This is a genomic window from Hungatella sp. L36, from assembly GCF_014288035.1.
Genome location: NZ_JACOPC010000028.1, coordinates 13,303 through 38,734 on the forward strand (window position 1 = coordinate 13,303; position 25,432 = coordinate 38,734).

General features: G+C 42.5%; 23 protein-coding genes. All 23 read right to left on the reverse strand.

The genetic code is table 11. The features are described 5' to 3' along the window. Positions 1-2 precede the first annotated feature (2 nt). The 23 genes from H8S80_RS32345 to H8S80_RS32455 all read right to left on the reverse strand — a co-directional run bounded on the left by H8S80_RS32345 (position 3) and on the right by H8S80_RS32455 (position 25,238). Entirely contained in the window at positions 3-968 is a 966-nt protein-coding gene (locus tag H8S80_RS32345; RefSeq protein ID WP_117624042.1) for a pentapeptide repeat-containing protein, read from the reverse strand. Between the two features lie 8 nt (positions 969-976). Then, positions 977-2,383 carry a contractile injection system protein, VgrG/Pvc8 family gene (locus H8S80_RS32350; protein ID WP_117624041.1) on the reverse strand — a complete coding sequence of 469 codons (1,407 nt, stop codon included), beginning with the start codon at positions 2,381-2,383 and terminating at the stop codon, positions 977-979. Between the two features lie 11 nt (positions 2,384-2,394). Further along, positions 2,395-4,503, reverse strand: coding sequence for a contractile injection system protein, VgrG/Pvc8 family (locus H8S80_RS32355; RefSeq protein WP_117624040.1), 2,109 nt, complete (start codon positions 4,501-4,503; stop codon positions 2,395-2,397). After that, on the reverse strand, positions 4,478-5,122 hold the full coding sequence (locus H8S80_RS32360; protein WP_117624039.1) for a hypothetical protein: 645 nt from the start codon (positions 5,120-5,122) through the stop codon (positions 4,478-4,480). The genes H8S80_RS32355 and H8S80_RS32360 overlap by 26 nt, the downstream gene beginning before the upstream one ends. 15 nt (positions 5,123-5,137) lie before the next feature. Further along, positions 5,138-5,908, reverse strand: coding sequence for a hypothetical protein (locus H8S80_RS32365; RefSeq protein WP_117624038.1), 771 nt, complete (start codon positions 5,906-5,908; stop codon positions 5,138-5,140). 15 nt (positions 5,909-5,923) lie between these two features. Next, positions 5,924-6,619, reverse strand: coding sequence for a hypothetical protein (locus H8S80_RS32370; protein WP_117624037.1), 696 nt, complete (start codon positions 6,617-6,619; stop codon positions 5,924-5,926). Next, complete coding sequence (locus tag H8S80_RS32375; RefSeq protein ID WP_117624036.1) at positions 6,616-7,905, reverse strand: hypothetical protein; 1,290 nt, start codon at positions 7,903-7,905, stop codon at positions 6,616-6,618. Before H8S80_RS32375 ends, H8S80_RS32370 begins: the two co-directional genes overlap by 4 nt. Before the next feature lie 8 nt (positions 7,906-7,913). Then, positions 7,914-10,388 carry an acetate and sugar kinases/Hsc70/actin family protein gene (locus H8S80_RS32380; protein WP_117624045.1) on the reverse strand — a complete coding sequence of 825 codons (2,475 nt, stop codon included), beginning with the start codon at positions 10,386-10,388 and terminating at the stop codon, positions 7,914-7,916. Positions 10,389-10,409: 21 nt separating this feature from the next. Continuing rightward, a complete protein-coding gene (locus H8S80_RS32385) occupies positions 10,410-12,146 on the reverse strand; it encodes a hypothetical protein (RefSeq protein ID WP_117624035.1) in 1,737 nt (578 codons plus the stop codon). Further along, positions 12,127-12,987 (reverse strand): PP2C family protein-serine/threonine phosphatase, encoded by an 861-nt coding sequence (locus H8S80_RS32390; protein ID WP_117624034.1) that lies wholly within the window; start codon positions 12,985-12,987, stop codon positions 12,127-12,129. Before H8S80_RS32390 ends, H8S80_RS32385 begins: the two co-directional genes overlap by 20 nt. Then, positions 12,984-13,481: an FHA domain-containing protein gene (locus tag H8S80_RS32395; RefSeq protein WP_117624033.1), complete on the reverse strand. Its 498-nt coding sequence runs from the start codon at positions 13,479-13,481 to the stop codon at positions 12,984-12,986. The genes H8S80_RS32390 and H8S80_RS32395 overlap by 4 nt, the downstream gene beginning before the upstream one ends. Positions 13,482-13,521: 40 nt before the next feature. Then, entirely contained in the window at positions 13,522-14,079 is a 558-nt protein-coding gene (locus H8S80_RS32400) for an FHA domain-containing protein (protein WP_117624032.1), read from the reverse strand. A 3-nt stretch (positions 14,080-14,082) separates the two neighbouring features. Further along, positions 14,083-14,541 carry a J domain-containing protein gene (locus H8S80_RS32405; protein WP_117624031.1) on the reverse strand — a complete coding sequence of 153 codons (459 nt, stop codon included), beginning with the start codon at positions 14,539-14,541 and terminating at the stop codon, positions 14,083-14,085. 117 nt (positions 14,542-14,658) lie between these two features. After that, positions 14,659-15,084: a membrane-associated protease 1 gene (locus H8S80_RS32410; RefSeq protein ID WP_117624030.1), complete on the reverse strand. Its 426-nt coding sequence runs from the start codon at positions 15,082-15,084 to the stop codon at positions 14,659-14,661. A 68-nt stretch (positions 15,085-15,152) separates the two neighbouring features. Continuing rightward, a complete protein-coding gene (locus tag H8S80_RS32415; protein ID WP_117624029.1) occupies positions 15,153-15,581 on the reverse strand; it encodes a membrane-associated protease 1 in 429 nt (142 codons plus the stop codon). Positions 15,582-15,709: 128 nt separating this feature from the next. Then, positions 15,710-17,878 (reverse strand): transcriptional regulator, encoded by a 2,169-nt coding sequence (locus H8S80_RS32420; protein WP_117624028.1) that lies wholly within the window; start codon positions 17,876-17,878, stop codon positions 15,710-15,712. A gap of 24 nt (positions 17,879-17,902) precedes the next feature. Further along, entirely contained in the window at positions 17,903-19,924 is a 2,022-nt protein-coding gene (locus H8S80_RS32425; protein ID WP_117633575.1) for a vWA domain-containing protein, read from the reverse strand. A gap of 388 nt (positions 19,925-20,312) precedes the next feature. Next, on the reverse strand, positions 20,313-20,888 hold the full coding sequence (locus H8S80_RS32430) for an accessory gene regulator B family protein (RefSeq protein WP_117633577.1): 576 nt from the start codon (positions 20,886-20,888) through the stop codon (positions 20,313-20,315). Continuing rightward, the gene (locus H8S80_RS32435; protein ID WP_117633578.1) at positions 20,885-21,040 is read right to left on the reverse strand and encodes a cyclic lactone autoinducer peptide; all 156 of its coding nucleotides are present in this window, start codon (positions 21,038-21,040) and stop codon (positions 20,885-20,887) included. Before H8S80_RS32435 ends, H8S80_RS32430 begins: the two co-directional genes overlap by 4 nt. Positions 21,041-21,409: 369 nt before the next feature. Then, entirely contained in the window at positions 21,410-22,663 is a 1,254-nt protein-coding gene (locus H8S80_RS32440) for a sensor histidine kinase (RefSeq protein ID WP_181988065.1), read from the reverse strand. 60 nt (positions 22,664-22,723) lie between these two features. Next, a complete protein-coding gene (locus tag H8S80_RS32445) occupies positions 22,724-23,482 on the reverse strand; it encodes a LytR/AlgR family response regulator transcription factor (RefSeq protein ID WP_117633580.1) in 759 nt (252 codons plus the stop codon). Between the two features lie 508 nt (positions 23,483-23,990). Further along, the gene (locus H8S80_RS32450) at positions 23,991-24,305 is read right to left on the reverse strand and encodes a hypothetical protein (protein WP_117624021.1); all 315 of its coding nucleotides are present in this window, start codon (positions 24,303-24,305) and stop codon (positions 23,991-23,993) included. 6 nt (positions 24,306-24,311) lie between these two features. Then, entirely contained in the window at positions 24,312-25,238 is a 927-nt protein-coding gene (locus H8S80_RS32455) for a ParM/StbA family protein (RefSeq protein ID WP_117633581.1), read from the reverse strand. Between the last annotated feature and the right edge of the window lie 194 nt (positions 25,239-25,432).

The window sequence follows — 25,432 nt, forward strand, 5'->3', positions numbered from 1 at the left end:
TCCTACGCCCTCCTATCAATTAGAATTACCTGGAGCTGATCCGCATCAAGATGCAAAAAAGGGATATCATCTTCAAAAAAAATACATTCTGTAAGATCCGCCCCCTGGAAATCACATTGGTCCCACTTGCAGTCTTCAAAAATAGTCTGCCTTAATATTGCTCCCCGGAAATCACAGGTTTTGAGTGTACAGTTTCTAAACCTGGCACCGATCAGGTCTGCTTTCCCAAAATTCATATTCTGTAAACTGCAATTTTCAAACTGGAGAAAACATAGCGCCTTCCCACTGCAATCAGAATCCTGCAGTTCTGCCTCATACCAAAAAGAGGAAACCAACCTGCCTTCATCCCCTTTTGTTTCGCGGAGAGCTCTATTCCAGTCTTTTTGCTCCTTTTTCTCACGGTCAGCACACGCTATCATATCACTTGCATCACGGTATTCTCCCCAACGGATGCCCCATGTGGGAAGTTTTGGAAGTGATTCGAAGTCCTGATTCTTTTCAATATCACGGAATACAAAACGGAGCAGATTCGCCAACATGATATTGCATTCCATTCCGGCCTCCATCAGCAAATTATCTATATCGTAACGGTTGACTTTTCCCATATACTTTTTACTATCCAGTTCCAGTTTTTTCCTTGCCTCAGTAAATGCAGAGAAACAATCTCCCAACAAGAATGTCACTTCCACAGGAGCCGTATCCATATACCATCTTGCATCCATGACCTGTGCCAGGAATCTATATATATGGTTCAAGAAATCAATCCGCAGAATCGAGAAATGGATGAACATGATATCCTTTTTCCCTTTTTCTTCTACTGCGGTCCTGATATCTGAAAATACCTTTTGAAGACAGTCTGCTATATCATTAGCATTTTCCTGTATTTTGACAAGGAAACCAGCCTTGATTCCATCTATATAATTCTGTTCCTCTTCACAGAATTTCGCTAACGCTTCTTCTCTTTTCATAATGCCTCCTAGTCCAGCTTCACTTCGCTTCCTTGTATATAAAGGTTCCCATCCGGCGGCATCTGCATTGTTCCACCCTTCGTACAGGATATGACAGCTGTTTCCGAGGCTTGGATAACCACAGCTTCTTCCGCTTCAATGCTCACATTATTATCAGCAGTCACTTCAACCGTATTCTGGGATGAAACTTCTATTGCCCCATCGTTTCCAATCTTTACACAGGCAGATTCTCCGCTGCAGGCCAGATAAATCCCATCCTCCGCCAGTTTCATCTGCTGTCCACCAGGATTGCTTAGATACTTATTGGCTGGATTACCCATACGGTCAGGTACGCCTCCACTTTTACCGTCATAGTTGCTTACTGCACTGACTGCAATCACATCCTTAGTAAATTTGGAAGGGAAATAGACCCTGATGTTATCCCCTTTCTCCGGCATATAATACCAGCCGCTTCCATCCGGCGAGGCCGATAATGTGGAAAAAGGAAACCAATAGGCGTCACTAAGGCTGTTTCCGTCATCAATCTTTAGGTGAAGCCTGATTTTAGTTCCGGATATCTCCAAGACATTCCCCTCCAGTGCAACACCAATCAGGTGCATGGGATATCGGACTGGTGCCAAAATCCCTTCCTTTTTCTGGAGCCTGCAAGAACAGCAGAGTAGCCCTTTCGTCATTGAATACGAAAAATTTTGGATAACTATAGGTTTTCCTGCATCTTCCACCTCTTCAAATAGCTCTGGTACATGATTTGTCTCTATTTCCGTCACAAAAAAATCGGTATCACTGACATTCATTCCAAGCTGGAGCCAGTAATTATATATTCCAAGTTCTTTTTGGTAGCCTTTTACTTCATAGTCCCATTTTTCTTTGACAACATCCGGTACCCCTCCATATAGCTGTAAAGTCTCAGATGCGACCCTGCATGAAATGGCGGCGTGTAGCTGAGAAAGCATCCTTTTTAGGAATATCCAATCCGTTTCCTTATATTGAACAGCAATATCGCCTAAAGGCCTGTCCTCGATGGAAAGCATGATATCGCTTTCAGGGTATTCTGCCATAATAAATTTCACCAGCTGACTGTACGTCATGGAAGTATCCTGAAATGAACGTGACTTTTTCTTGCGATCCATCAGGATGCTTCTGCTTTTGGCTTCCACCTCAATCTTGATTGTTTCAGCCACACCATATATTTTTGCTTTTGTTATGATTCCCGAAAAAATCAACGTCTGCTCCACATAGATGGATATGCTTTCCTCTTCTGTAATACCATACAGGGTTTCCGCCCCTTGCTCTCCCACTAAGTATCCACAAAGGGTCAATTTGCCATGTTCTCCCGCTTCACTGACAATATCCATTTTTTCAAGTTGCCCCAGTTGAATCCCATTTACTGTAATCTTATCTGCCGCATATGCCATAATCCTGCCTCCTAATTCTCATTAATCAGCTTTCCATGTAAGGTCACTGTCCCCTTTTGGATTTCTACGTCCCCTCCGGCACTGCTGGCAATCCTAATTGAATCCTGGGATTTTATGGTGAGCTCATTCATAGCGGCAATGTTAAGGTTTTCCACAGCTGAAATACGTATATCCAGAAGAGCATCCAAAACGATTTCCCCACTCTTTTTTATAAGGATGCTTCCCTTGCCTTCTCCAGCTGCAATCACAACCCCCTCTTCCGTAAATTGGACCTGGTTTCCCTGGGCCGTCTCTATATTGCGGACATTCGGGTTCCCCATTGGATCATTCGGATTCCCGGCATCAGGCTCATGTGATTTTATTGCAGTTACCACATATGCTTCCTTCTCATCATCAGTCGGAAAATAGACCCGGACACTCTCCCCGGCTTCGGGCATACAGTACCAACCGCTGCCATCGGATGATGCAGCAACTGTGGAGAATGGAAACCAATACCTTTCGCTCCCGCCATCCCCGGCCTCTATTTCCATTTCAACCTGGACCCGATCCCTCTGGACGCCTGAGATGGTTCCGTCAATCGATACACCTGTTATATTCTGGTTGAAATAAGGCAATACTTTTAATCCTTCCCTCTGGCGCAATCGGTACACGCTCTTTAAAAGACCGTTTTCCATAATACGCTCCGTTGATTCCACAAACCATGGGGACCCTTTATATATGACCTGACTTCCAATGGTTACGACATCATATGACGCAACCTCAAACATGGTGTTCTGGGAACCTGTCAATTGATCCATACCGTTTACTTTCAACTCAACGAACTTGTCTAAATCCTGTGACAGGACAAAGGGGAGGGCATCCCAGCAATAAGCTTCTGGATGGGGGGACAGACCTGCTTCGAACCTTATATCCGGGAAAGTTGTATCTGAATAGAGCATTTCATTATATTTTGACAGAAAACGCTTGAGAAATTCCCAGTCGGTTTCCTCATACTGTACGACCAACTGTCCAATTGGTACATCCGGTACATGGATCTTATAGTCAGATCCTATATAAGTCTTCATTACCTCCGACACTAATTGATGTACCCCCATTTCCGGATTCTGAAAGATACGTTTTTTCCTCTGGATATCCATCTGCATCGTTGCATCCCATGCAGTCAGAACGAGTATTTTTCCCTCCCCGTCCCGGTCAAGAAATAAATCATCAATCACTCCATAGAAAAGTACATGGGCCTCCTCATCCTTCCAGTATTGCAGCGACACATTGTCACTAATTCCATGGAAATCATTTTCATCCATATCACTGTCTAAAACCGCCTTAACGTATAGACTGGCATGTTTTCCAGGATACTGCTTTATTTTTACGTCAATGAAATAGGCTACTTCCATTGTTGAAAGAAAGAGGTCTTTATATGTGATGGCCCCATCATCTTCCAACTGTGTCATCTGCCCTTCCATTCCATGTCCCTTCATGGAATCCTGCATGTCCATATAAGCATAGCCTTCTCCCTGAGCAGACAGTCCTTCGTCTTCAGCAAAGGCATTTGCCAGATAAGGCATATCCGGGTTGGCTTCTATTCTCTTCATCTGCTCCATTAGTCTTTGCAGATACATAACCTGCAACAGATAATAGAGTAGTTCATCATAAGTTACATCACCACCGAGACTATCATCTGCATAATGCATTTCATAATCCTGCTGGCTCCGTAATCCTCCAGAGGATCTTGTTGGATTCACTTGCGCTATTCCTGAGCGGTCAGTCAGAATATACTCTAAAGTATCTTCTTTCCGGAATGATCTGTCTTCGAGGCTCTGACTGGCAGCCAAGGATTGCGTCAGGTTCCTTGAGGCACCGGTGTATTCCTTTTCCAACCGGTTCTCTATCCGATTTTGAAAAGGTGTGCTGGCAAAGCCGGACCGCAAAGTTTCGGCAGACCTCCTACGCCCAATGGTGACAGATTCCCCGCTTCCAGGCTCGGCTGTGTTAAAGCGGGATATATGTGCGTTTTTTGGAAATCCTGTTGCATTTACCACAGACGGATCCTCCGTATTCATATGCTTTACATCTAATCCCAGGTCTTTGACCTGAATATCACTCCATGGTTTCATTTTCTCCATTTTGTGCCTCCCGTGTACTTGTATCAGTCCATTGGTCCAGCATAGCCATCATGGCCTCAAATATAATCCCGAATGTATCTTTATCTATCCCCATACAGTTGTAATTTCCTATTGCTGTATGTTCCTTATCCCTGAAACGGAACATAAGGTTATAAACCGCTCCTTTTCCACTTGGGACTTCGTAGCATATGTATTCTATGTGTTTCAATTGCTGCTTTTTTTTGATATCCGCATGTATACGGTTGGCTGCCATGCCATTGACCAGAAGGTTTCCCCATTGTTCAAAAGTGGTTGGTTTGAGTATGGTTTTCGGCCAGCTTACTATCTGGCTTATTTCCTTCTCACGTCTAAGGAAAATCACACCTTCCTCATCTTCCTGATTAGCATCATAGAAATTTTTGAAGATAATAAAAGGAATATTCTTAACGGGCATGATATAAGAGTCAAATTCCAATAATGGGATTCCTTCCATCTGAAGTTTTCCCGCCTGAATACCCGCCATGGCTTCTTCTATTGTCAACATTTTTTTGTCCTGGTCAGCTTTCCTTTCTTCAAGTTCTTTCCTTAAATTTTCTCTGCGCAGCCGGTCCATAGACGCTATTTTTTCATCAATGAACATATCCTTGTCCCCTTTCTACAACAGCATTACACTTCTTGACGTCTGGTTATTCTGTACCTTTGCTCCTCTTCCTGATTTCTGCGATTTTAATACCTCCAAAAGGCCACGATATAAGTTAGATTGTCCCTCTACGTTTTCCCCTGTCTTAGACATCAGATACTCCTGAATAAAATCCATTGGGACATGCCCACTATTTGCAAGGATATTCATGGAAAAAATACAGTCCATTGTATCTTCACTGCCTTTGGATATCATTTCTTTCGCAAAAGTCTTTAACAGAAGAGGATTTAAGGTACTGCCACCCTCCGCTGCATAAGGTGCATGAATCAGGTTTATCGTATCATATAGGGTTGAATAGTCTTCAAACCCTTCGTATTCGTCCCTGAGCTTAGCTCCCTCCTGAAGGCGGAATCGGCATAACTCAATTTCGCATGCCTGATTTGGTTTTTCATCGTCCAGTGATATCCGAGTATTTCCCACGATACTTCCATTTTCTCGTTCTTCCGCCAGAAACTGTACTTTTAGATACCGCATTCTGTCCAATGCTGTGCAGTCCATTTCGTATGGAGTTTCCATGATATAAAGGCTGCCTTTATATAGAATGATTCCGGGTAAGACCGTAAGCCGTGCATTGTCCCAGGTGAGCTTGCAACCTGCCAGGACCCCATCACCATATCCTTGGAAAGACATTTTTATGTAATTCTTTGGATAATCCCTTAATTGATCTAACATCTCCCCTCTTAAGAGGCGCTTTTTCTCAAACTGAGGATATACATATTTGAACATCTTTCTCCTCCATCATCAGCATATTGCGATTTCATCTATGTGTAACGTATCATCCATTCCTATAATCCCAAAATGGTACTCATAATAGATTTCAACAGAATATGGGATTTCTACAAACAACTGAATTAAATGTTCCATCTTTGCCGCAATCGTCTTATCATATTTCTGTCCTATATAGACCATTATTTCATGACAGTCATCATTATTCCGGTATACAATATTGTTTTGTATCAGTCCCTCCATCATATCTTTAAAAAGGTCCAATGAACTTCCCGTTTCGTATTGCCTAATTAGCCCGCTCAATAGGATTTCCCGCTCATTCCTGTTAAACAGTCCCATTGCCTCCATTGCAGGTGCACCATACAAGTTGTTTATGAAGTCCTGGAAAAGCAGCTTTTTATAATATGCCTCCTTTGTCATTCCGGAAATCACATCATTTTCAGCCAATTGGTGAAGGAATAAATTAATTAGACTCTCTCTGGCCTGAGAAAATTCCTTCATTTCCGGATGACATAAATCTTTAAAAATACTATAAAACCGATAATATGGATTGACCTCGATTACAGGAATGTCCTCCAGCGTGTCCTGGTTCAGGCATGGACAGGAAACCTCCATATATGGGCTGAAAGCACGAGACACCTGGAATCTTATATTTTTTTCCGGGACTCCTTGCTCTTTTGCCTTCAACATAACTTCCCATAAACAGTTCATACCAGTACACCTCCACAATGGTATTCCGGATACAATTCCTGGATTTCTGAGGATATGAAGCTTGCAATATCTCTTAGGAGCCATGTTTCCTTTCCCTGAGGCTTAAAATACAATATAAGGAGTTTCCTGCCGCCTTCCTCTCGTATCTCATCCTTCATAAAGAAATTCATGGAATAGGTTTCTATTCTGTTTGTTCCGGGATCCACTAATGCACAATCCTGATATTCAATGTAATTCTCCAAGCCGAATCCAAGAATGATACGCCGCAGTTCCCCCTTTGTTTTCACCGGCTGTCCGGAACGGCGCTGGAAGCGTTCTGCGAAGCCATCCTTTCTGAAGTTTTCCATGATTGGATAGGTATATCTGTCAATTTTATGGTCAGTCCCTTTCCGTATCATGTATACATCCCATTTTTTTGCATTTGCGATTTGGCCTGTTATCATCAGTTTATCGCCACTTTGTCGGGTGTTACGGATTCCCTTTTTCTCCTCTACAAGATAAGCATGTTCTGTTCCGTATTCCCGAATTGATATTGTGTGCTCATAATTTTCATAATCGCCACAAGCAACGGGAAAACCTACACTGTCCAGTTTTAGCCGCCGGATGTTCCAGACCGGAATCATATCATAGTGAATATATTTGTTATATTCACCAAAGTCTGTACCAAATTTTGTGATTGGTGTATGGTCAGAAATCTCCTTAGGTATATCCGTAATATACACATCTGCCATCTTAAACAGATATGGGGCATTGACGGTTTTCCATGGTATTCCATTTTTCATAAATAGATGATACAGATGTTCAATTTGTGACAGATACCGTTTGTTCAGTTCCACTCGAATTGGAACTGTATACGCTTTTTCCGCATACAGGATTCCTGTAAACGAACCTTGATTTTCATAAAACACTTTCCCTTCAATGGCATCGCACTGTACAAATACAGTGACAAGGCGGACCTTTCCCGCGCTACTAATTTCCTGGCGTAGGTCACCTGCCTGGAACCGGGGCTTCTTTAAATCCTCTTCACAAACGGCAGACATCAGATGGTGGGACTGATCCAGATAATTGCGCTCAATTAATCCTGTTTTTATCTGATATCGATTGATATCATAAGCCAATTCATTTATCACCCTGTCTTCCAGGTTCTTATACATCCGCTCATTTGCCTCATATAATGTGAGGAATACCCCTTCCATTAACTCTTTAAAAGCAATTCGTTCCTTCAAGCTATCAATCGACTGGATTTCATTGCGGATCATTTCTTTAATTTGTTCTGTGTGTTCCATGGATTCCTCTATTTCCTCCCATCAAAGAAATTAAGTTCCCAGGTATCGTCCTCAAAGTCAAAGAACGTCTCCTCTCCTTTGTAAAGCAGTTCCCCTTCTCTGAGAATCGGTAGCACTACAAATCCCCAGCGCTCTCGTGACACCCATACGAAGAACTTCATCTCCCCTTCCAGGATGATATCCGTTTCCTCCTGGATAACGGTATCCTGATAGCACCGGTCAATCTCCTCCTGGGTGGTCCTTTCAAATTTGGAGGTGTCATATTCAAAATAATAGGTCTTTAACCGTTCCCCCCGCTCGTTATTCAGATACAGGTCAAGCTGGTTCCCTATCATGAAACGGGAAATATATCCGATATGGTCTTCCCGATCCAAACTCTTAATCAGTATCTTTTCCCTGTTCTCATGCGTGAGCGCCATTATCTCATAGGGCAGGGTCCCCACCTGGTATCTTTGGTTGACTTTCATGTATCCACGCTTGCAATTCAGGAAATAGGCCAACGCACCTTCCAGGCAGCACATTTTTAATTCCGCCCCGTCACTGTCCTGTTTTGTATTCTGGATCAGCTTCCCGGGGACATACTGTTTCAAAGCTTCCGTAAACAGCCTGGACTTACAGGACTGTCCCGTCAGCTTTATCATCTCGTATTCCTGTAGTTCCCCCTGCTCGAACTTCTCATCCAGGAAGCGTTCCATCAACTGGTAGATATCGGGCCTCAGGAGTTCCTCAATCTCATTCAGATACAGTGGAAATTCGATGGAATCATGGATTCGGTCAAAACGGCCCTCCACGCAGATTGACAGCTTCCATCTGTCAAGGTATACCTTTCCTTCCTTGGTGTCCTTATTTGTGCTTACATACAATTCATAACGGAACTTTGACTGGAAAAATTGCTTTTTAATCATTTCTGCCAGCTCAAACAGATAGTAGTAGTTGTTTTTCACAAAGAAATATTGTTCCCTGCTGCGTTCCCGGTAATCCCTGAAACGCGTAGGGATATATTGTTCCGCCTGCCGGTATAGACTGTCCCATTGCTCATAAGGGAACCTGTTTTCCGGACCGGGAATGTTTTCCTGTTGTATGTATCCCATTTCAAATGCAATCCTGATTTTCAACATCTGCAGAATCCGGTAGGTCAGGTTATTCCCCCCGAAGTTTGTATCCCCGTTTTCATACCTTGTTTCCAGATCAATCATGTAGGAGACCCTGTTATTGTCGATACGGAACAATCCGGAGGTCAAATCCGTAGTTCCTCCGCCACAATCAATAATCAGCGCATGATACCACCGGTCTCTTTCGTACTGATTGTTGTTTATCATGTTGTTAATACGATTGAATAACACAGCCATACCTTCATCCAGTTCACAGTTGACATGATAATCTGGAAGGAGCTGCGTAAAAAGCTCCTCAAACTTCTTCTTTTGACGGATTGGCGCCAAAAGCTGTATGCTGGTAAATGTACATTTAAACTGCTGGCGGGCCAGATCAATCAGATAGTCCAGATACGCCCTGAGCATCTCTTTTCTGTCGATTTCATATTTATACCCGTTTTTCAGGGTGACACTCTGTTTCCGGTCCGCATCGCTGATCCAGCGTTTTATATCGTAAAACACGGTGACATCTTCGTCCTGGTAATTTTCTCCGGTCAGTGCCAGCGCATCATACCCAAACACGAACTCTGTCCTGTCTTCCAGAACTCCCTTTACGCCAATCATACTGGGAATCATGGTTTGTCCCTTGTCCAATGCAATCTTCGATGTTCCATCCGGAAGGCATATTCCCATGGTGGTATTGGAACTTCCAAAGTCAATGACCAGCGGCAGTTCTGCTTTTACGATTTCTTTTTCCTGTATATCCAGCAGCGGAATCTTGATACCCTCTATATATCCGGGAGCAGACACCCGGTTTCCATAGTAACAGTCATAGAAAAACTCCGAGTCTCTTTCGTTTGGAAGGTAGAGGATAAAATACTGATGTTTTTCCAGCGGCTGTACAGGGACGTCTTTGCCTTTGAAAAGATAATAGCTCCCTTTTACCTCTTGTATATAAAAACAGGTGTAAATCTGAAACGCTTCATCAATCAGGATTAGATTCCCCTCATAAAGCCTGTCATCCGACCGCACCTTGTAACCGTCTAATTCATTCATTCCGGTTTCCTGATACAATGTGATCGTACCAGGTATCCAAATCTGCTGTTTATCCGTAATGTTTATTTTATTCTTCTGCACGAATTCCTGCAGGCACTCCAGGCCGCCTTCCCGAGCTGTATTGATATGCCGATACTCTTTCTGTCCCCGGAACCGCATAATCAGACGGATCAGACCTTCTCTGTCATTGGATTGGGCAGATGGTACCACCACCTGCTCCTTCCTGCAGATTTCCCTTAAATGAAACAGGGTCATTTTCTCCAGGTCCTTCCGTTTATAGGTCCCATGCTCCTTTGTTTTCTGCTCCCGGTTCAGGGTATATGTATATCGGCTCATGTTCATCCCTCGCTTTACCTTTTATTGCACACCTGCCCCAGGTCCGTATTCCTTCGTCTCTGTTTCCGTGTTTTCCTGTTCCCGGGCGAGTCTCTGCGCTTCTTCCTCTGCCTGTTGTGCCGCCTCTATGCCGGCTCTTGCCGCGGCAATCTTTCCGTTAATGCCATCTGCCAGATCCGGCAGTTCCAGACGCACATAAATAGCCTGGGCAGTCTGATAAAATGTAATGGCGTTCTCATACTTTCCTTCTGCCAGCAGTTCATTTCCTTTATTTTCAAGTTCTATGGCATTCTGCTGGTCATTTGCCTTCTGCCGGTTTTCCAGCTCCTTCTTTGCTTCTTCCTCCTGCTGCTGTTTTTCTGCCTCAGCCGCTGCGGATTCCTCTTTTTCTTTTTTTGCGGTTTTCTCCTGCTGCTCTGCTTTTTCTAATTTTTCCTCGGCTGCCGCCTGCTTTTTCAGGGCTTCCTCTTTCCCGGCTGCATAGTAAAGGGAGGCCGCCTTATCTCTGGCCTCTTTATAGGTTTTAACTGCACCCTCCATATTGCCGGCCGCTTCCTTCTGCTCGCCCAGTTCAATTAAATCAAATACATCGATATAATCCTTTGTCTGCTTTAACTGGCTGTCAATATAACTCTTTCCAACGTTTCCAGCCTCTACCGACATCTCCCTGGCCGTCAGGTACAAGCCCTGGGCTTTCTGATATTCACCGGATGTCATGGCCTCATCCGCCAGGATAATCTGCTCGGCCAGCTTTTTATACTGGTCGGCTTCCTGGGTATCTTCCTCCCTCTTTAAGTTCTTTGCTAACCTCAGCGCCTCCCCGTATTCCTCGGATGCCTTTTGGTAATTATCGTATCTTAGGTACGTTTCCCCGCTCTCCATGTACTGCGCCAGATTTTCCTTTTTTATCCGTATACTGCGGTGGCGCAGGTAAAGGCCAAGACTGATTCCGCCAATCATCAGAAGTACCGGTATGGCGATCATCAGAACTTTTTTTACAGTCCATTTTTTCTTCGGCGACTGATAGGTCTTGTTCACAAAGGTGACTGCCAGGGTATAGTTATCAATATTGGTTTCTTCCTGGGCCTTTAATATCAGATCCTCTGTCTGGTCTAATATCTCCTGGGGCTCCTTCGCCTCATTCGCAAACTCCAGAAGCTCCTGATCGCTGCACCGCTCCCATACCCCTCGTGACAGAACCGTAAAGATATCGCCGTTTTCCAGCTTTATCTTTTTGGAAATCTGTATATGAGGAGTTCCCCGCTCTCCTAAGTAGGAATACAGGTTATTCCGGGCTTCATGGGCTGCCGCCTGATCGAGCGGGATTTTCTCAGCCTCCAATAAGTTCTGGGTCAGGGACTGGTCAATGGACCGCTCCATAATCCTTGCATTCCGTATGAGATAAAACCGGCTGTTTCCCGCATAGCAGTACCTGATTTTTTTATAGTCGGTTACAGCCATAACCACAGAGGCCTTTAAGTGCATTCCCCCATGCCGGTTCATCAGTTCTTTATGAGCCTGCTCCAGATAGCTTTTCAGCCTCCGTTTTCCGATTGCAGGCCGTTCTGTAAAGCTTCGGATCAAACTCTCTGCCACCAGATGCGCACTGTTAACAGCCGGTTCCTCGTCTAAGCTGTCCGCCAGGACGTAGCAGGCAAAATCATCCATCTCCACATATCCGAAATAATCTCTGTTGGAAAGCTTATGTCCTTCCTCCGACATATTGGCGGTCTTAAATTCAGAGTTTATCCTTCTCATCTGCTGCCTCCGTTTGTATATTCAGAAGCAGTACGCTTCCGTTATCCATTTCCGGGTTTAATTTTCCTTCCGCCATCCGGACCATCGCCTCCGCCTGCTCCTGGACAGACGCCCCGCTCAACAGGATATCTTCCATCTCACCCCATGACAATTCCTCAAATATGCCTTTACTGGCAAGTAAGACGGTATCATTTATTTTTAAGCGTATCGGCTGTCCGCATAACTCTATCTCCCGGAAGCCGTCCATGCCCAGATAATTCCATACCCTTTTTTCATCCATGCACCAGATGGCCTCCTGCCTGGATATGCTTCCGTTCTCAAACGCTTCTGCAGCCAGCACATCCATTGTCTGCCCCCGGCTCAAAGGGATCAGTTCTTCGCCGCGCTTTAAGGCTATCCGTACATTGCCTGCCACCGCATAGTATAAATGAGTTTTATCTATAAATGCTGCCGCAAGGCTTGCACCGCCTCTGCGTTCCCCAATGGTCATCTGGATTCTTCTGTTTGCTTCCGCAAACGTGCTTTTAAAAAAATATGCCGGATGATTCAGGACATGATAGGGCTCATAACGGTCCAGAACGGTATCGGCTGCCAGCTGCGCGCAGAGCCTTCCCGTGTTTTCGTTCCCGATTCCATCCGCCAGAACAGCCATGGTCCCCGCTTCATTCGTGAATGCCATCGCAATATCCGCCTGTATTTCTTTCCGTCCATTTGTCTGGCAGATTCCTGTCCCGGACGTTTCTTCCTGTTCCTCATACCGTGCGGACAGGGCAATCCGCACTGCAGCTGCAGCGATCAAAAGCACCGCGGCCGCGGTCTGAATCATTACGGCTTCCATCATTTCACATCTTCCCAACTAAAGTTTGTTCCGCACAGAGGCACAAATAAAAACCTGCTGTTTCCCAGGCTGATTGTGTCATATGGCTTTAATTCTGTAGGAACGTAAACCGCCTCTTCGTTTAAGTAGGCCAGTCCTGCCGCGTCGCCCGGAAGTATCACGGTATTCATTTTTTTCGCGTCATAAACAATGATGGTATGGTTTTTACGGTTGATTGCATTGTCACCAAGAATCTGAATGTCCATCTCATCCCCGCGGCCCACAAAATTCTTTCCATCATGGATTTTATAGTCCATGCCTACCCGCGCCCCTTCAATGCAGACAAGCCATCCGCATACAGGCCGTATTTCCTCCTGAAGCAGTTCCACGGGCGGTTCAAATCCCAATGGCTTTGTCGCTGCGCTCTCCTCCTGGACCTTCATGTTGCAGTAGGGGCAAATTTTTCCATAGCGCCTTGCATTATACATATGTCCCATCGGACATCTTGTTAAACTCATCCTGCTCTTCTCTCCCCTCTTTGATCATCTGGTTTCATCTTTAAGTCAGCAGAAGTCTTGTGTTGGCAATATAAATGATATCGCCAGGCATGACTCGGCAGGGACGGTTCAGTACTTTATAACAGACCCCATCCTCCACCTTCTTTATCTGTATACCGTTTTGCGAACCCAAATCTTCAATGTACCAAAAATTCTGACAGAAATTCAGCGCCGCATGCTGCGGGTCTATGAACGTGCTGTATTCACAATCCTCCAAATCCACATCGACCTCTTCCTCGTCATTCCTTTTTCCAATTACAACCGCTATTTTTCCTGATAAGTCCCAGGATTTTATCGGCTTGTTCTGATCATCCAAAAGAATCAGCTGCCGTATGGCTGTATCATCGGCCGGAGGGCTGTCCTGATATCCCGTACTTTTCTGCCTGACCTGGCTGTTTACATCCATGATGGCCCAGACCATGAGTAAAAGCAGGAAACACAAAAGAGGCCAGAACCACCTTCTGTCCGCCTTTCCCATATATATGCTGGACAACAGGATTCCACTGCATAATAAGATGATAATATCTGCTGCTATTTTTACACTTTTTCTTCTTTTCATCTTCTAACGCCCGTCCCCTTTATGGTTTTGTCTGCCAAAAAAGGCTGCAAACATTTCCTCCGGCTTCATTGGTCCATCCGGCTTCCTGGCTGTGCTTTTTTTATTCTGGTATGTCTCCATCCCTTTTCCTGGCTGAAACCCGAAGAAACGTTCAAACTGACTCATATCAGGCGCCGTCTGTCTGCCCTTCTGTTCCCGTTGTTCATTCTTTTCCGAACGTTTATTTCCCGTCTGTTGGCCGCCCGCACGTCTCTCCATGCGGGCCCTGTCATATTTCTTCCGGCTTTCCTCATCTCCAAGACACTGATATGCCTCCTGAATTTCATACATGCGCTGTGTCTTATCCGCATCATCCTTAACTACATCCGGATGATAAAGTTTTGCCAGTTTTCGATATGCAGCCTTTATATCCTTTTCCGCGGCCTGTTCCGATACCCCGAGTATCCCGTAATAATCTTTCATTTTAACCCTCTGTCCGTCCTGCAAGAACAATCTTTTTATAGAAAGAGGGCTGCCCAAGCGAATAGGCAGCCCTTTGATAACGGTCCGCGAAGCTGCTCGCGGAACTCCTGCGGTTATTTATGCGCTGTATCCGCCTTCCACAGTAACCTGCGCCATTTTATCCTTTTTCTGTTTGATTATCAACGTAAAGGTTCCCACGCCTTCCGTGTCGCCATAATCCTCCTTATAGTCCACTACAAAGGCATTGGGATATGTATATTTGCGGACTACTTGTGAGGCGGCAATCACCTCAATGGTGACCTTACGATAACAATCCGATTTTTCAGCTGGTACCAGTGCCCACAGCCCCAGCTGCCTTGTACTGTCGAATGCATCTCCATCAACTGCTGTCAGGATTTTCCCTGTGATTTCAACAGTGCTCCCCATATCTGTAGAACGGGCATTACTATCATGTGGAATATCTGTCCTGAATTTAACTCCAACAACACTCGTGGTACCCAGCTCAATGGTGGATGGTCCTTCTACCTTTAATGTAAATCCCATAATATGCTCCTTCCTTTCTTCTCATCCATTTCTGCAGTATCTACCTGCCGGCTTATTCAGTCAGGCACTTATTCCCCGCTGAATCCGCCCTCAAATTTCAGGTTAACCATCTTGTCCTTCTTCTGTTTCATCAGAAGCTTGAAGGTTCCGGCACCTGTGTCATCCGTAAAATCCTCTTCATAATCAATGACAAATGCATTGGGTATTGTGATTTGACGAACCACCTGGGACGCACTGATTACATCAATCTGTACGTTCCGGTAACAGTCGGAATTTTCTGCCGGCACTAAGGACCATCTTGCGATCTTACTGGTATCATCCGCTGCTTCTCCGTTTACCGCCGCCAGAATCTTGCCTTTCATTAATACCGTAGACCCAAGGTCTGTGGACCGCGCATTGCTATCATGCGGGATGTCCGCACCAAATTGCACCGTTATAATGCTGGTTTCTGGCAGATGGATGGATTCATTTCCTTCAATTTTCAAACGTAATCCCATATATGTCTCCTCCTATTGGTCTTTTTTATCTTTCTTGTCTTTTATTTTTTTGACTGAACTATAAATCGCATATCCTGCCACCACAAAAAAGGCTATCGTAACGATTAACTCAAACGATTCATACATTTTTATTTGTCCCCTGCTTTCCTGGTAAGCTGCACCTTCAGGTTCTTTGTGACATTCGAAAACGTTACCTGTACATTACAGATACCATTTTTCTCATCAATCGCAAAATCCAGCTCGTCCCCATCCTGCAGGACGGAATTCACATGCTGGCGGTCTGCATCCCAACGGCTTTTCTGGCTGCTTGGATTGCTGCTGAAAAATTTAAGGATTTTATCCTGTTTGAAATCCCCGCTGTAGAAACGGAGCATACGCTCAATATAGGTAACCACCAATGTCTTATAAATCGGCTCAAACTCAGTGCCATTGCTCAACAGATTCCGCGCCTTATAAACGGTAATGTTTTTAATTTCACGCCCTTTATATTGCGCATTGTCCGAGGAAAACACAAAACCGAAACCGGTATGATTAATAGAGTTTTTAATTGCATTCGTAAAGCCTGAGATTTCCTTTGTCATACTCGTTGCTGCCAGAAGTGCATTGTCATCTGCTTCCACATCAAACCGGACCCCTGGATACTCACTGCTGGTATTATTGAAACGCTCTTTTAAATATTCCGGACACTGCCATGCCGCCACGATACCGGCCGCTTCATAGGCTGCATTGATATAAATGCCCTCCAGCCACATTTTCATGACATCCTCTTTTTCTTCCGATAACATCACATGGCCTTCTTCATCCATAATCATACGCTTATCCAGAATCAGACCTGATTTATCTTTGGGAATAATGGTTGCATTCGGAATACACGGTACCACAAACTCACTGTAATCCTGCTTCATGAGGGGCGTACATTTATCCTTAAAAATCTCAATTCCCTCCGTTGCCACATAGTTGAATGTCGTCTCTTCACCCGTACAGAAGCTGAAAAAAGTGGTGATTTTATACGGAAGCAGTGCATTCATTAAGATTGCCAGGCTTTCCATGGAATTGGTCCCCTGCTTCTCCACCTTCTGGTTCCCAGCAAAACGTATCCTCTGAAGCTTACCGCCAGCACTCTGGTTCAGTTCGACATCCGGGACAATCCCATACCAGATGGTATTCTCAAACTCATTTTTATCATTGGTCGTATTTAAATAGGTCAACAGTCTTGGAAGATTGCTGGATTTAACCAACATTTCCAGGGAAGCATTGGAGATCAGCAGCTTAGGCTGCATACCTTTTTCTTTTACCTGGTACTGGTCAAAGAATGTCTTCACTCCAAGGATTTTCTCAATCAACGGTTTGACCGCCTTCACAAAATCATCCTTGCTCTTCTTGTAAAATTCCAGGTAGTTATTATAATTACTTACTTCCACCTCTGTATCCACAGCACTTTCCATGGTGGAACCAAGCGGGCAGAATGTACGCACTACCAGATCCCTGACATAATCCGATGGAGCTTCGTTTAATTCGTCATAATCCTCTTTGAATGTCTCTTTCAGGCTTGTATTGATATGGTCATCCACCACGGCCAGCTGGGTACTTTCCTCCTGTTTCATCTCAAGAATCTTCAGTTCCCCATCATCACCCATGCTGAGAAGCCCGGCCTTAAAGTCCTGTCCGCCTTGTTTTGTTTCCCCATCTCCCAGAAGGAGCCGGGTCTTGATGTCCTCAATTGCCAGAGGGAGCATGGCGAGTACATTGTTGTAATTCTGGCTGGCCTGTTCAAACTGGTAATTCAGTTTATCGCCCAGGTCCAGGCGTTTGGGATCCCCTTCATCCAGTTCCATATATTTGCCATAGGTGTATTGGATTTCTCTTCTGACCTGGCGGATATCCTCCATAATTTTCTTGGGAGAAATCATATCCAACACATTACTGAACTTGAAGTCAACATTTGCCACTCCTTGGGCTCCCTTTGCACCTAATAAGGTTATCAGCATATTAAGTAAATCATTTGATTCGTTCAGTGGAATTTCCGTAATACAGTTATCTGGGATGTTCTCTGGCTTCACAAGGCTATACTGGATGCTTGATGATGCAGCGTCACACCAGGAATACACTACCGGCGTGAATTTCTCCAAGAACTCTTCAAAACTGGAGACCACCAATTCCTCATTAATTTCTTTGATTTTGTCATCGTCCAGACTGTTCTTTCCCCGCACATCCCCAATCAAAGTAACCAGGTTCAGGCGCTCTGGATTCATTTCAGCAAACAGAATCGTTCTGTTTGTCTGTGTGATAGTTTCCATAGGCTTTCACTCCCTCTTTTGAATTTATTGGATCACCGTTATATAATGCATCTCCAGTTCATATGCTCCATCTTGTGACGTAATATAAATCACATCACCAAAGCTCACACTGTACTGAATCTGCCGGCAAACGATGGAATTCCCTATCATTACCACCGCATTGGATGTATGATACAGAATCATCCTTCTGTCTTCGTCTGCAATTAGATGTAGCAAATCTAATCCTAACGCATCAGAAATCTCTGGATAATCCCCCATAAGGTCGCCAAGCGTTATTTTATTATCCTTCACTTTATGCATTGGAAAAGATAACGGTGGAATTTCTCCCATCGTATCTGGCTGCCTGGTACAATAAACATCCAGTTTTCCACAAAAATGGTTGCGTTTCTTCTCCTCTGTTATCTGATCTAATACCGGTTTGGGTTTGTGGAATACTTTCCACAAAATTCCCGCTGCTATCATGCCAAAAAGAAGGATTATCCACCAATATACTTTCCACAGTGGAGTAACTGTTATGTGGTATGAATACTCCAGAACACCCTCCCCATCAGAAATCCATAGATTTAATGACTGGTTACCGGATTTCACCGGGTTAACAAGAAGGCGTCCTTCAGAAATCTTTGCTTCCACACAGCCCCCACTCGTATCTCTCAATGAATAACTAAGAACATCTCCATCTGGATCCGAAAAGAACTCGGTTAAAACATACTCGGTTTCCTTGCTGATTGATGTTAATATTCCGGTTTCCGGAAGATTTCCCATAGGCAGACGATTATTCACTTCAATTTTAATCGGCTTAAAAGAGGCTGAACCCATGTGGTCGTCCAGCTGCCCTTCCATGTAGTAAATACCCGATTTATCAAAACTCGTCTCTGCTGCAATAATTCCGTCCCGAATATCGCACGTTAAGGACTCTTTTTCCCTCTGCTCGCCATCATACAGCGTCAGTTCACACCTGAAATTTTTATAGAAAGCCTCGTCTGATATAACCGCTCCAGTTTTGTCCTTAAAATAAACTTTATATTTCAGAGGTAAATTTTTTCCGATGGTACTTTCTACATCGAGGACCGGTGTCAAATTACGGTAACTAACCAGGTATATCTGAAGTTTCTGGTTTTCTACGGTTTCTGTTTGTATCGTTAGTTCTTCGATGTCATCTCTTACATCCGTTATTTTTGTGACGGCATAATTTTTCGAATTTACAGCTTCAACTTGCTGTTCTCCGTACAAAACACGAACCGGTCCAATTGATTGAGGTGATATGACAAGCACATCCAGCTCATCCAGATAGGCATCGTCCAGTTTAAACCGAATATTCTGTATACCAGGTGCATAGATACTGTCTGTGATTTGCTGGATGCGGTAGTCCATATTGTCGGCAAAAATGCCATACAATATTTCAATCAGTGTCGATGGCTCATTAACGAAATACATCTGTCCTTGGGTCCGTTTTGAGAGCGATTCCAGATTCGCAGTATTCCCATCGTATTTTCCAAAAGCTATGGAGTAGATTGGTATGCCCTGCTCCCCGCATTTTTGTGCCACATACTCCTCGTCCTGAAGCGATTGTTCCAATCCTCTGCCGGTTTGGGATCCTTTTAAATCTGACTCCCCATCTGAAATTAAAACAATTGCCTTTTTGCGGTTCGTTTCCTGTGAAATCAATTCGTGAGCATTCCGTAGTCCCAGACCTATATCTGTATTTCCAGAATATCCATGTGCATCAATTAACTGCCTTAATACTTGTCTTTCCTCATTTGTTCCTACTGAAATCGGGGAAGTTGTTGAAAGAAGCCGGTCATTATATGCCACGAATCCAATGCGTATGTCTGCGCTATGTACAGTGTCTATAAATGCTTTTACCATTCCTTGTGCTGTTTGTTCCGGATCATTCGTTTTCATCGAACCACTGTAGTCCATAACGAAAATAACATCCAGCCCTTTCTTATCACTGCTGTGTTCATTTGCTTCCGATATGAAGGAAAACATCAGCATAAAGAGGAGGGCCATAATTAAAAAGCCATAATTTTTTTTATACTTTTTCATTGTTATCTTCCTATTCCCCGCTCTGAAACATCGCAGTTTGGATATCTCTTCTCTGTTATGCCTCCGTTCATATTTGCAGATTGTCTTGGCATGACAGATAAAATTGTGAGTTAGGCCTTTGCTATTCTTCCCTGCCAGGAAAAATCCACATCGCCTGTACAAATGAATCTTCCTTAATTGAACAGCTCACAACGGTTTTATCTTTCATAATACAATCCATTAATTTATAACGGTATTTTTGTTTCTGCCATGATCGATTCCAAAAATACAAACGGCTTTTTTTAATGTCTGTCTCAATATTGTATAGCACAACGTCAAATTTGCCTCGCTTTAAGATTTCTACTTTGGCCGCATACCGATAGAAATTGTCCCTTTCATTTACCATATATTATTTTCTACAATTACCTGCTTTTTGATATTTTAGGACCAGCGCTATGATAACTCCTAGTCCTGTTCCGATTGTTGCAAGTGCAAGTGGTTTAAATATTACATATAGGTGGATGGATTTAGCTATCACTGCCACCATAAAACAAATTCCCATCATCCATTTTCCAATCTTCCGATAAAGTACCCTTTCCCGTTCAGACAATGGCTTGTTTTCAGCTTCCACGGGTGCTGCCAACCAAATAATTATGGTTACCACTCCCATCATATAGAGCAATACTCTATCACTCATATCCATTTTTATAATCCAAAAAGAAATTATGGTCACTATCCACGAAATAAACAGACACCTTAGCTGGGTCTTGGCATGATATCCACCAATATACATTCTCTGCACAAATAAAACTATCCAGAAAACCAATCCCTCTATGGGGATTCCAAAAAAAGCAGCGCATATGAAAGTAATAATCAAATCTAGCAAAAAACTTCCTGCCTTCTGCAGTCCATATTTTACAATTGTTTCATTATTGTTTCCAACTGCGCCGCTTTCTTTTAAGATTTCTAAAATCCAGTCAATCATTTGAATTTACGGAGTTTATCAATCTCTTCCGGCAATTTCTCTTGAAATGCTTTTCCCCAGCAGTTCATGTTTGTAATGATTACGGCCGTCGCCAGTGCAAAACTGGTAATTTGAGTGGAATGATTTTTAATAAAACTTTTGATAAATTTCATTGTTTCCCCTCCTCATTTTTAATGGATAAAGTATATCACAAATTTTTAGTAATAATTTGCAAATGGTACAAATAACCATTTTAATGGTATAATTTGCATTTTATACAATCTATCACCAGACCTGCCTGTCACTTTTAGCAGAACATATATGTTTATTGTATTTGTATCACGTTGTTGAATGTAATCCACTGATATCTTCATACAAAAAATATGTTGCTTAGAAAATTGTTAAAAAGAGTACAAAAAATTCTATTTTGAGTTGAATCTTGTAAGTGGAATTTATTTCTGCCCACATATAAAAAATACCGATTCCTTAGCCACAACTTTTGCATACGGAAATCGGCATTTTATTGCAATTGATTTTTATATTTAGAATTCTTCTCCCATTAAAATAAAAGCATTCACCTCGAACTCATCATCCTTAATCTTATATTCCATTTCACCATTATATTTATTGATTGACTCCTTAACGTACTGCAGTCCAAATCCATGGTCCATCTCCATCGTCTTTGATGTTTGTAAACGCTTTCCATTGGACATGATGGGGTTACCATTATAGGTATTTATAATCCTTAACCGTAAGGTACCCTTTTCCATACTAAATAAAACATACAGTCTTTTATTCCCTTCACATTTTTTTAGAGCCTCCACTGCATTTTGCAATAGATTTCCAAGAATAATGCTGATATCTAATGAGGCAATTGGCAGAGATTCCGGTATCTTAAGTGTCAGTTCTATCATGGCACCCATTGTTTCGGCCTCATCCATATAATAATTAATGATACTGTCTACACAATCATTTCCTGTCTTTGCGTATTCCTTATTTGTTGCCATTACATCTTCTAATTGTTTCAGATAGTCGTTAATCTCCTCTATCTTTTTATCATTGAGCAACTGTTTTACAACAATGATATGATTCTTGATATCATGACGAATCGAACGGATCCGTTTGACAGATTCGCGCATCAGCTCCAATTGATTCTCATATTGTCTGAGTTTTTGGCTGAGTAAATATTGTTCCATTTCTTTTTCATATGCGCTCGCTAGTTGCTCATATAAATAAAATACTACAATATTCAATAAAATAATCCCGAATATTCCTCCTGCCTTTAATTCTGGATTCATTTTTGTATCCATTGCCAATACGACAAACATGCTGGTGATTGGCAGCATAATCAGTAATAGATTCTCATGCCTTAGACGCAAATCGTTCACTCCCCGATTAAAATGTCCCTGTAGGAGAGCTAGAACAATACAGAACATAAAGTTAGAAAGGACCGCAACAACTGATATATCTGGTGTTTTAAAGAATATCATCAGCAAGTACCAAAACAGTTCTTCCGTGCAATAGCCTATAGTCGCAAGCAACAAGGGTACCAGTATCTTTTTCCAAATATATTCATCATAGGCAATGAAAACAATTATATAGAGGCAAATATAATTAGAAATCAATGTAATTTTATCGTTTTCCCATAAGAAATATACAAGATTGTTAATTATGTAATATATAAAGTAAAGTAAAATACACGCTTTTACGCTGATACGCAGCCGCTTAAGCAGAATCCCAACCATCTTATAGGTCAGGAAAATTCCAAATAGACTATTTATCAAAAAAATTACCATGACTATTTTCTCCATTCTGTATCATGTTTTATTCCGCCATATTGTTTCTTACGTGAGATGCTATGCATACCCATACTGTAAAATCCACTGTTGAACTTCTTTCCATCTCGATCGGCTAACAGGTATTTCAATATCATGTTTCAGAAGAAAGTGGTCCCGTCCAAATGATTTTACATAGTCTATATTCACTATATATGATTTATGGATACGCCAAAACTGTCTTCGCTCTAATTGCTGCATAGTCTCTTCTAAGCTTCCATAAAACTCAATATATTGATTCAGCTCTCCTCCATAAAGTAAATCCTGCTGACTCATTTGTCTATTTTCCGTAAATATTTTAACCTTCTTTCTGTCGCTTTGATAATATATAATATTGTTCAGGTCAATGCGAATCGTGTGATTTTTCTGCTGATAAGCAAAATATTTCTTATTATCCTTTAATTTAACTGCACAGTATCTGGAAAGGACCTGTGCAAGCTGCTCCGGCCTGATTGGTTTTACCAGGAAGTCAAAGGGCCTTATATGAAACAGCTGCATCGCGTACTGTGTATGGGATGATACGAATACAATCTGGAGGTTCTCATCCTTTAGCCCCTCTCGGATATAATCGCCTATCTGCATTCCCGTCTCATCCCCAAGTTCTATATCCAGAAACAGTAAATAGGGATATTCTTCTTTCATGAATTGTCGCAGGCTTTTTCCAGAATAGCACTGTTCTATATTTACTTCACACTGATTTTTAGATGCCCAATCCAATATACAGTTTTCCATGTAACCACAAAAATACTTATCATCATCACAGATTAATATTTCTATCATAATGTTTCCCTCACTTTAACCTAAATATTTTCAGTCCTCTACAATAACATAATTAAAAGTACAAAAAATTGGTTGTAAGGGGTTATTCTGAAATAAACATGGCCTTCCATAGGTATTTACATAGATATCATCCGTTTTTTAATCCTTCCCGACAAGATTTTCCATGATCCGAAAACTAACAGGACAAGCCAAAACCGCTGGTGTAAAAATTACCTTTCATCTACCCCTCTTTCATTCTATTGTACCAAAAATTACTATGTAATTTAAGATACTTATTTAATATTCAGTGCCAAAGTTTGTATCACATTGTTTCCTATCACAGAGAAAAAGTATATAAAACGATTACATCTGTGATATTAAGAAATATTTACTGAATGTTATACACACATAGCTGTACATTTCAACTTACCGTCTCCATTGTAAAACCCAAAATATATTTGTTACTTTTATTGCGTAGTAAAAATTTATTTTCATGGTAATGAATAATAAAACAATGTTCATAGTAGTGTCATGCACGAAAATTTTTTAGAGATTGCATAATCGTTCTGGCATCGTTTTCATCCAGTTCTTCATCCTCCTTCAGTGGTTTAGGCCCTTGCTTAATCTGCACTGAGGGCTGGATATTTTCAGCTTGTACAAATAAAGGCTGCAGATTCCATGGTCGGACATTTACATACCCTGAATCTACATAGCATAAGACCGCATTAACAATAAACTGGTTTTTGGGGTCCATCTCATTTAACATCTTTGCAACTCTAACATGTTCCGGATCCTTTTTCTTAAAACCAATCGTGAAAACAAATTCATTCTTCTTTTCCCGCATATCAGGCTACCTCCCAACTTTTGAAAGGTTATAGAGCTTGGCATAGCCTCGCGCATTGGCCGTAATCTCCGGTATAAAAATCGCTTTTTCCACTTTCTCTGACCTCTCCAGATGCTCTCTCAAAAGTAAAGCTCCGCCACCGACAAAGACCACACAGCCTGTCCTTAAATCCATGCTCCGCTCCCGGAAGGCTCCTAACAGATCGTCTACAAAGGTTTTGGTTATATTCCTTACCAGCCCCTGTATCTGCTCATTAAAATCCGTTTTCTTTCCCTGGATGATGTCATCAATCTCTGATTCGGACAGTAATAAATCATACTCGGAATTGACCCTGGACTTAATCCGGTTATATAAGGTGATAACTCCGTTTTCCAGGGAATCACAGATATTCATATCCGGCACTCCATTCTTTAACTCCAGATAATCCACACTGAATCCGCCAATATCAAAAATCCGGACCTTGGTATGCCGCTTGATCTCCGGATAGATTGTCATGGCTGCTGCATAGTCCTGTGGATAGGAAACCACATCCCCGATTATAGCAGAATAGCTGTTTCTTCTGAAGGAAAACTGAATGATTCCTTCTCTTTTGAAATACCGCTCAAACTTTTTATATAGTGAACCGTAATGCGCCGGTGGCAGCCCTACGGGCAGATTTACTTTTGTAATTTCATTCCTCGGCCGCTGTCCTTCCAGCTCCAGTTCCATGCCAATCCCAAACAGGGTCAGTATGAAAAACCGGTCGTCTTTCGTTTTATCCCTCATGTAAGGAATCCGCTGTTGTGACAGTGTATAATACTTCTTGTTATAAGACAGGAAGTCCCCCAGCGGCGGCTCCGTATCACTTTCTACTAGCCCTGATGTAAAAATTTGATTCTCGGTCTTTATGTTCCGGTTCCCGTGATCGACTGCGATTGTTTTCGTTCTATACATGTTATGTATCCACTCCTTTTTTATTTTCTATACATACTATATACGGACAGACCACGTATTTCCCAACAAACAGTAGAACAAAGTGCCTTCGGCACTCTCAACTCCCCTGCCCCTCACTCATGAGGGGTTTTGGGGTTTTCCTTTGTCACTTTTTGTTGTAAAATATTCTTATGTATAAAAAGAACATTCTTCAA

What these genes read in the sequence shown, in the direction of transcription:
- H8S80_RS32345 (WP_117624042.1), bottom strand. Translation starts at nt 968, where the DNA reads ATGAAAAGAGAAGAAGCGTTAGCGAAATTCTGTGAAGAGGAACAGAAT.
- H8S80_RS32350 (WP_117624041.1), bottom strand. Translation starts at nt 2,383, where the DNA reads ATGGCATATGCGGCAGATAAGATTACAGTAAATGGGATTCAACTGGGG.
- H8S80_RS32355 (WP_117624040.1), bottom strand. Translation starts at nt 4,503, where the DNA reads ATGGAGAAAATGAAACCATGGAGTGATATTCAGGTCAAAGACCTGGGA.
- H8S80_RS32360 (WP_117624039.1), bottom strand. Translation starts at nt 5,122, where the DNA reads ATGTTCATTGATGAAAAAATAGCGTCTATGGACCGGCTGCGCAGAGAA.
- H8S80_RS32365 (WP_117624038.1), bottom strand. Translation starts at nt 5,908, where the DNA reads ATGTTCAAATATGTATATCCTCAGTTTGAGAAAAAGCGCCTCTTAAGA.
- H8S80_RS32370 (WP_117624037.1), bottom strand. Translation starts at nt 6,619, where the DNA reads ATGAACTGTTTATGGGAAGTTATGTTGAAGGCAAAAGAGCAAGGAGTC.
- H8S80_RS32375 (WP_117624036.1), bottom strand. Translation starts at nt 7,905, where the DNA reads ATGGAACACACAGAACAAATTAAAGAAATGATCCGCAATGAAATCCAG.
- H8S80_RS32380 (WP_117624045.1), bottom strand. Translation starts at nt 10,388, where the DNA reads ATGAGCCGATATACATATACCCTGAACCGGGAGCAGAAAACAAAGGAG.
- H8S80_RS32385 (WP_117624035.1), bottom strand. Translation starts at nt 12,146, where the DNA reads ATGAGAAGGATAAACTCTGAATTTAAGACCGCCAATATGTCGGAGGAA.
- H8S80_RS32390 (WP_117624034.1), bottom strand. Translation starts at nt 12,987, where the DNA reads ATGATGGAAGCCGTAATGATTCAGACCGCGGCCGCGGTGCTTTTGATC.
- H8S80_RS32395 (WP_117624033.1), bottom strand. Translation starts at nt 13,481, where the DNA reads ATGAGTTTAACAAGATGTCCGATGGGACATATGTATAATGCAAGGCGC.
- H8S80_RS32400 (WP_117624032.1), bottom strand. Translation starts at nt 14,079, where the DNA reads ATGAAAAGAAGAAAAAGTGTAAAAATAGCAGCAGATATTATCATCTTA.
- H8S80_RS32405 (WP_117624031.1), bottom strand. Translation starts at nt 14,541, where the DNA reads ATGAAAGATTATTACGGGATACTCGGGGTATCGGAACAGGCCGCGGAA.
- H8S80_RS32410 (WP_117624030.1), bottom strand. Translation starts at nt 15,084, where the DNA reads ATGGGATTTACATTAAAGGTAGAAGGACCATCCACCATTGAGCTGGGT.
- H8S80_RS32415 (WP_117624029.1), bottom strand. Translation starts at nt 15,581, where the DNA reads ATGGGATTACGTTTGAAAATTGAAGGAAATGAATCCATCCATCTGCCA.
- H8S80_RS32420 (WP_117624028.1), bottom strand. Translation starts at nt 17,878, where the DNA reads ATGGAAACTATCACACAGACAAACAGAACGATTCTGTTTGCTGAAATG.
- H8S80_RS32425 (WP_117633575.1), bottom strand. Translation starts at nt 19,924, where the DNA reads ATGAAAAAGTATAAAAAAAATTATGGCTTTTTAATTATGGCCCTCCTC.
- H8S80_RS32430 (WP_117633577.1), bottom strand. Translation starts at nt 20,888, where the DNA reads ATGATTGACTGGATTTTAGAAATCTTAAAAGAAAGCGGCGCAGTTGGA.
- H8S80_RS32435 (WP_117633578.1), bottom strand. Translation starts at nt 21,040, where the DNA reads ATGAAATTTATCAAAAGTTTTATTAAAAATCATTCCACTCAAATTACC.
- H8S80_RS32440 (WP_181988065.1), bottom strand. Translation starts at nt 22,663, where the DNA reads ATGGTAATTTTTTTGATAAATAGTCTATTTGGAATTTTCCTGACCTAT.
- H8S80_RS32445 (WP_117633580.1), bottom strand. Translation starts at nt 23,482, where the DNA reads ATGATAGAAATATTAATCTGTGATGATGATAAGTATTTTTGTGGTTAC.
- H8S80_RS32450 (WP_117624021.1), bottom strand. Translation starts at nt 24,305, where the DNA reads ATGCGGGAAAAGAAGAATGAATTTGTTTTCACGATTGGTTTTAAGAAA.
- H8S80_RS32455 (WP_117633581.1), bottom strand. Translation starts at nt 25,238, where the DNA reads ATGTATAGAACGAAAACAATCGCAGTCGATCACGGGAACCGGAACATA.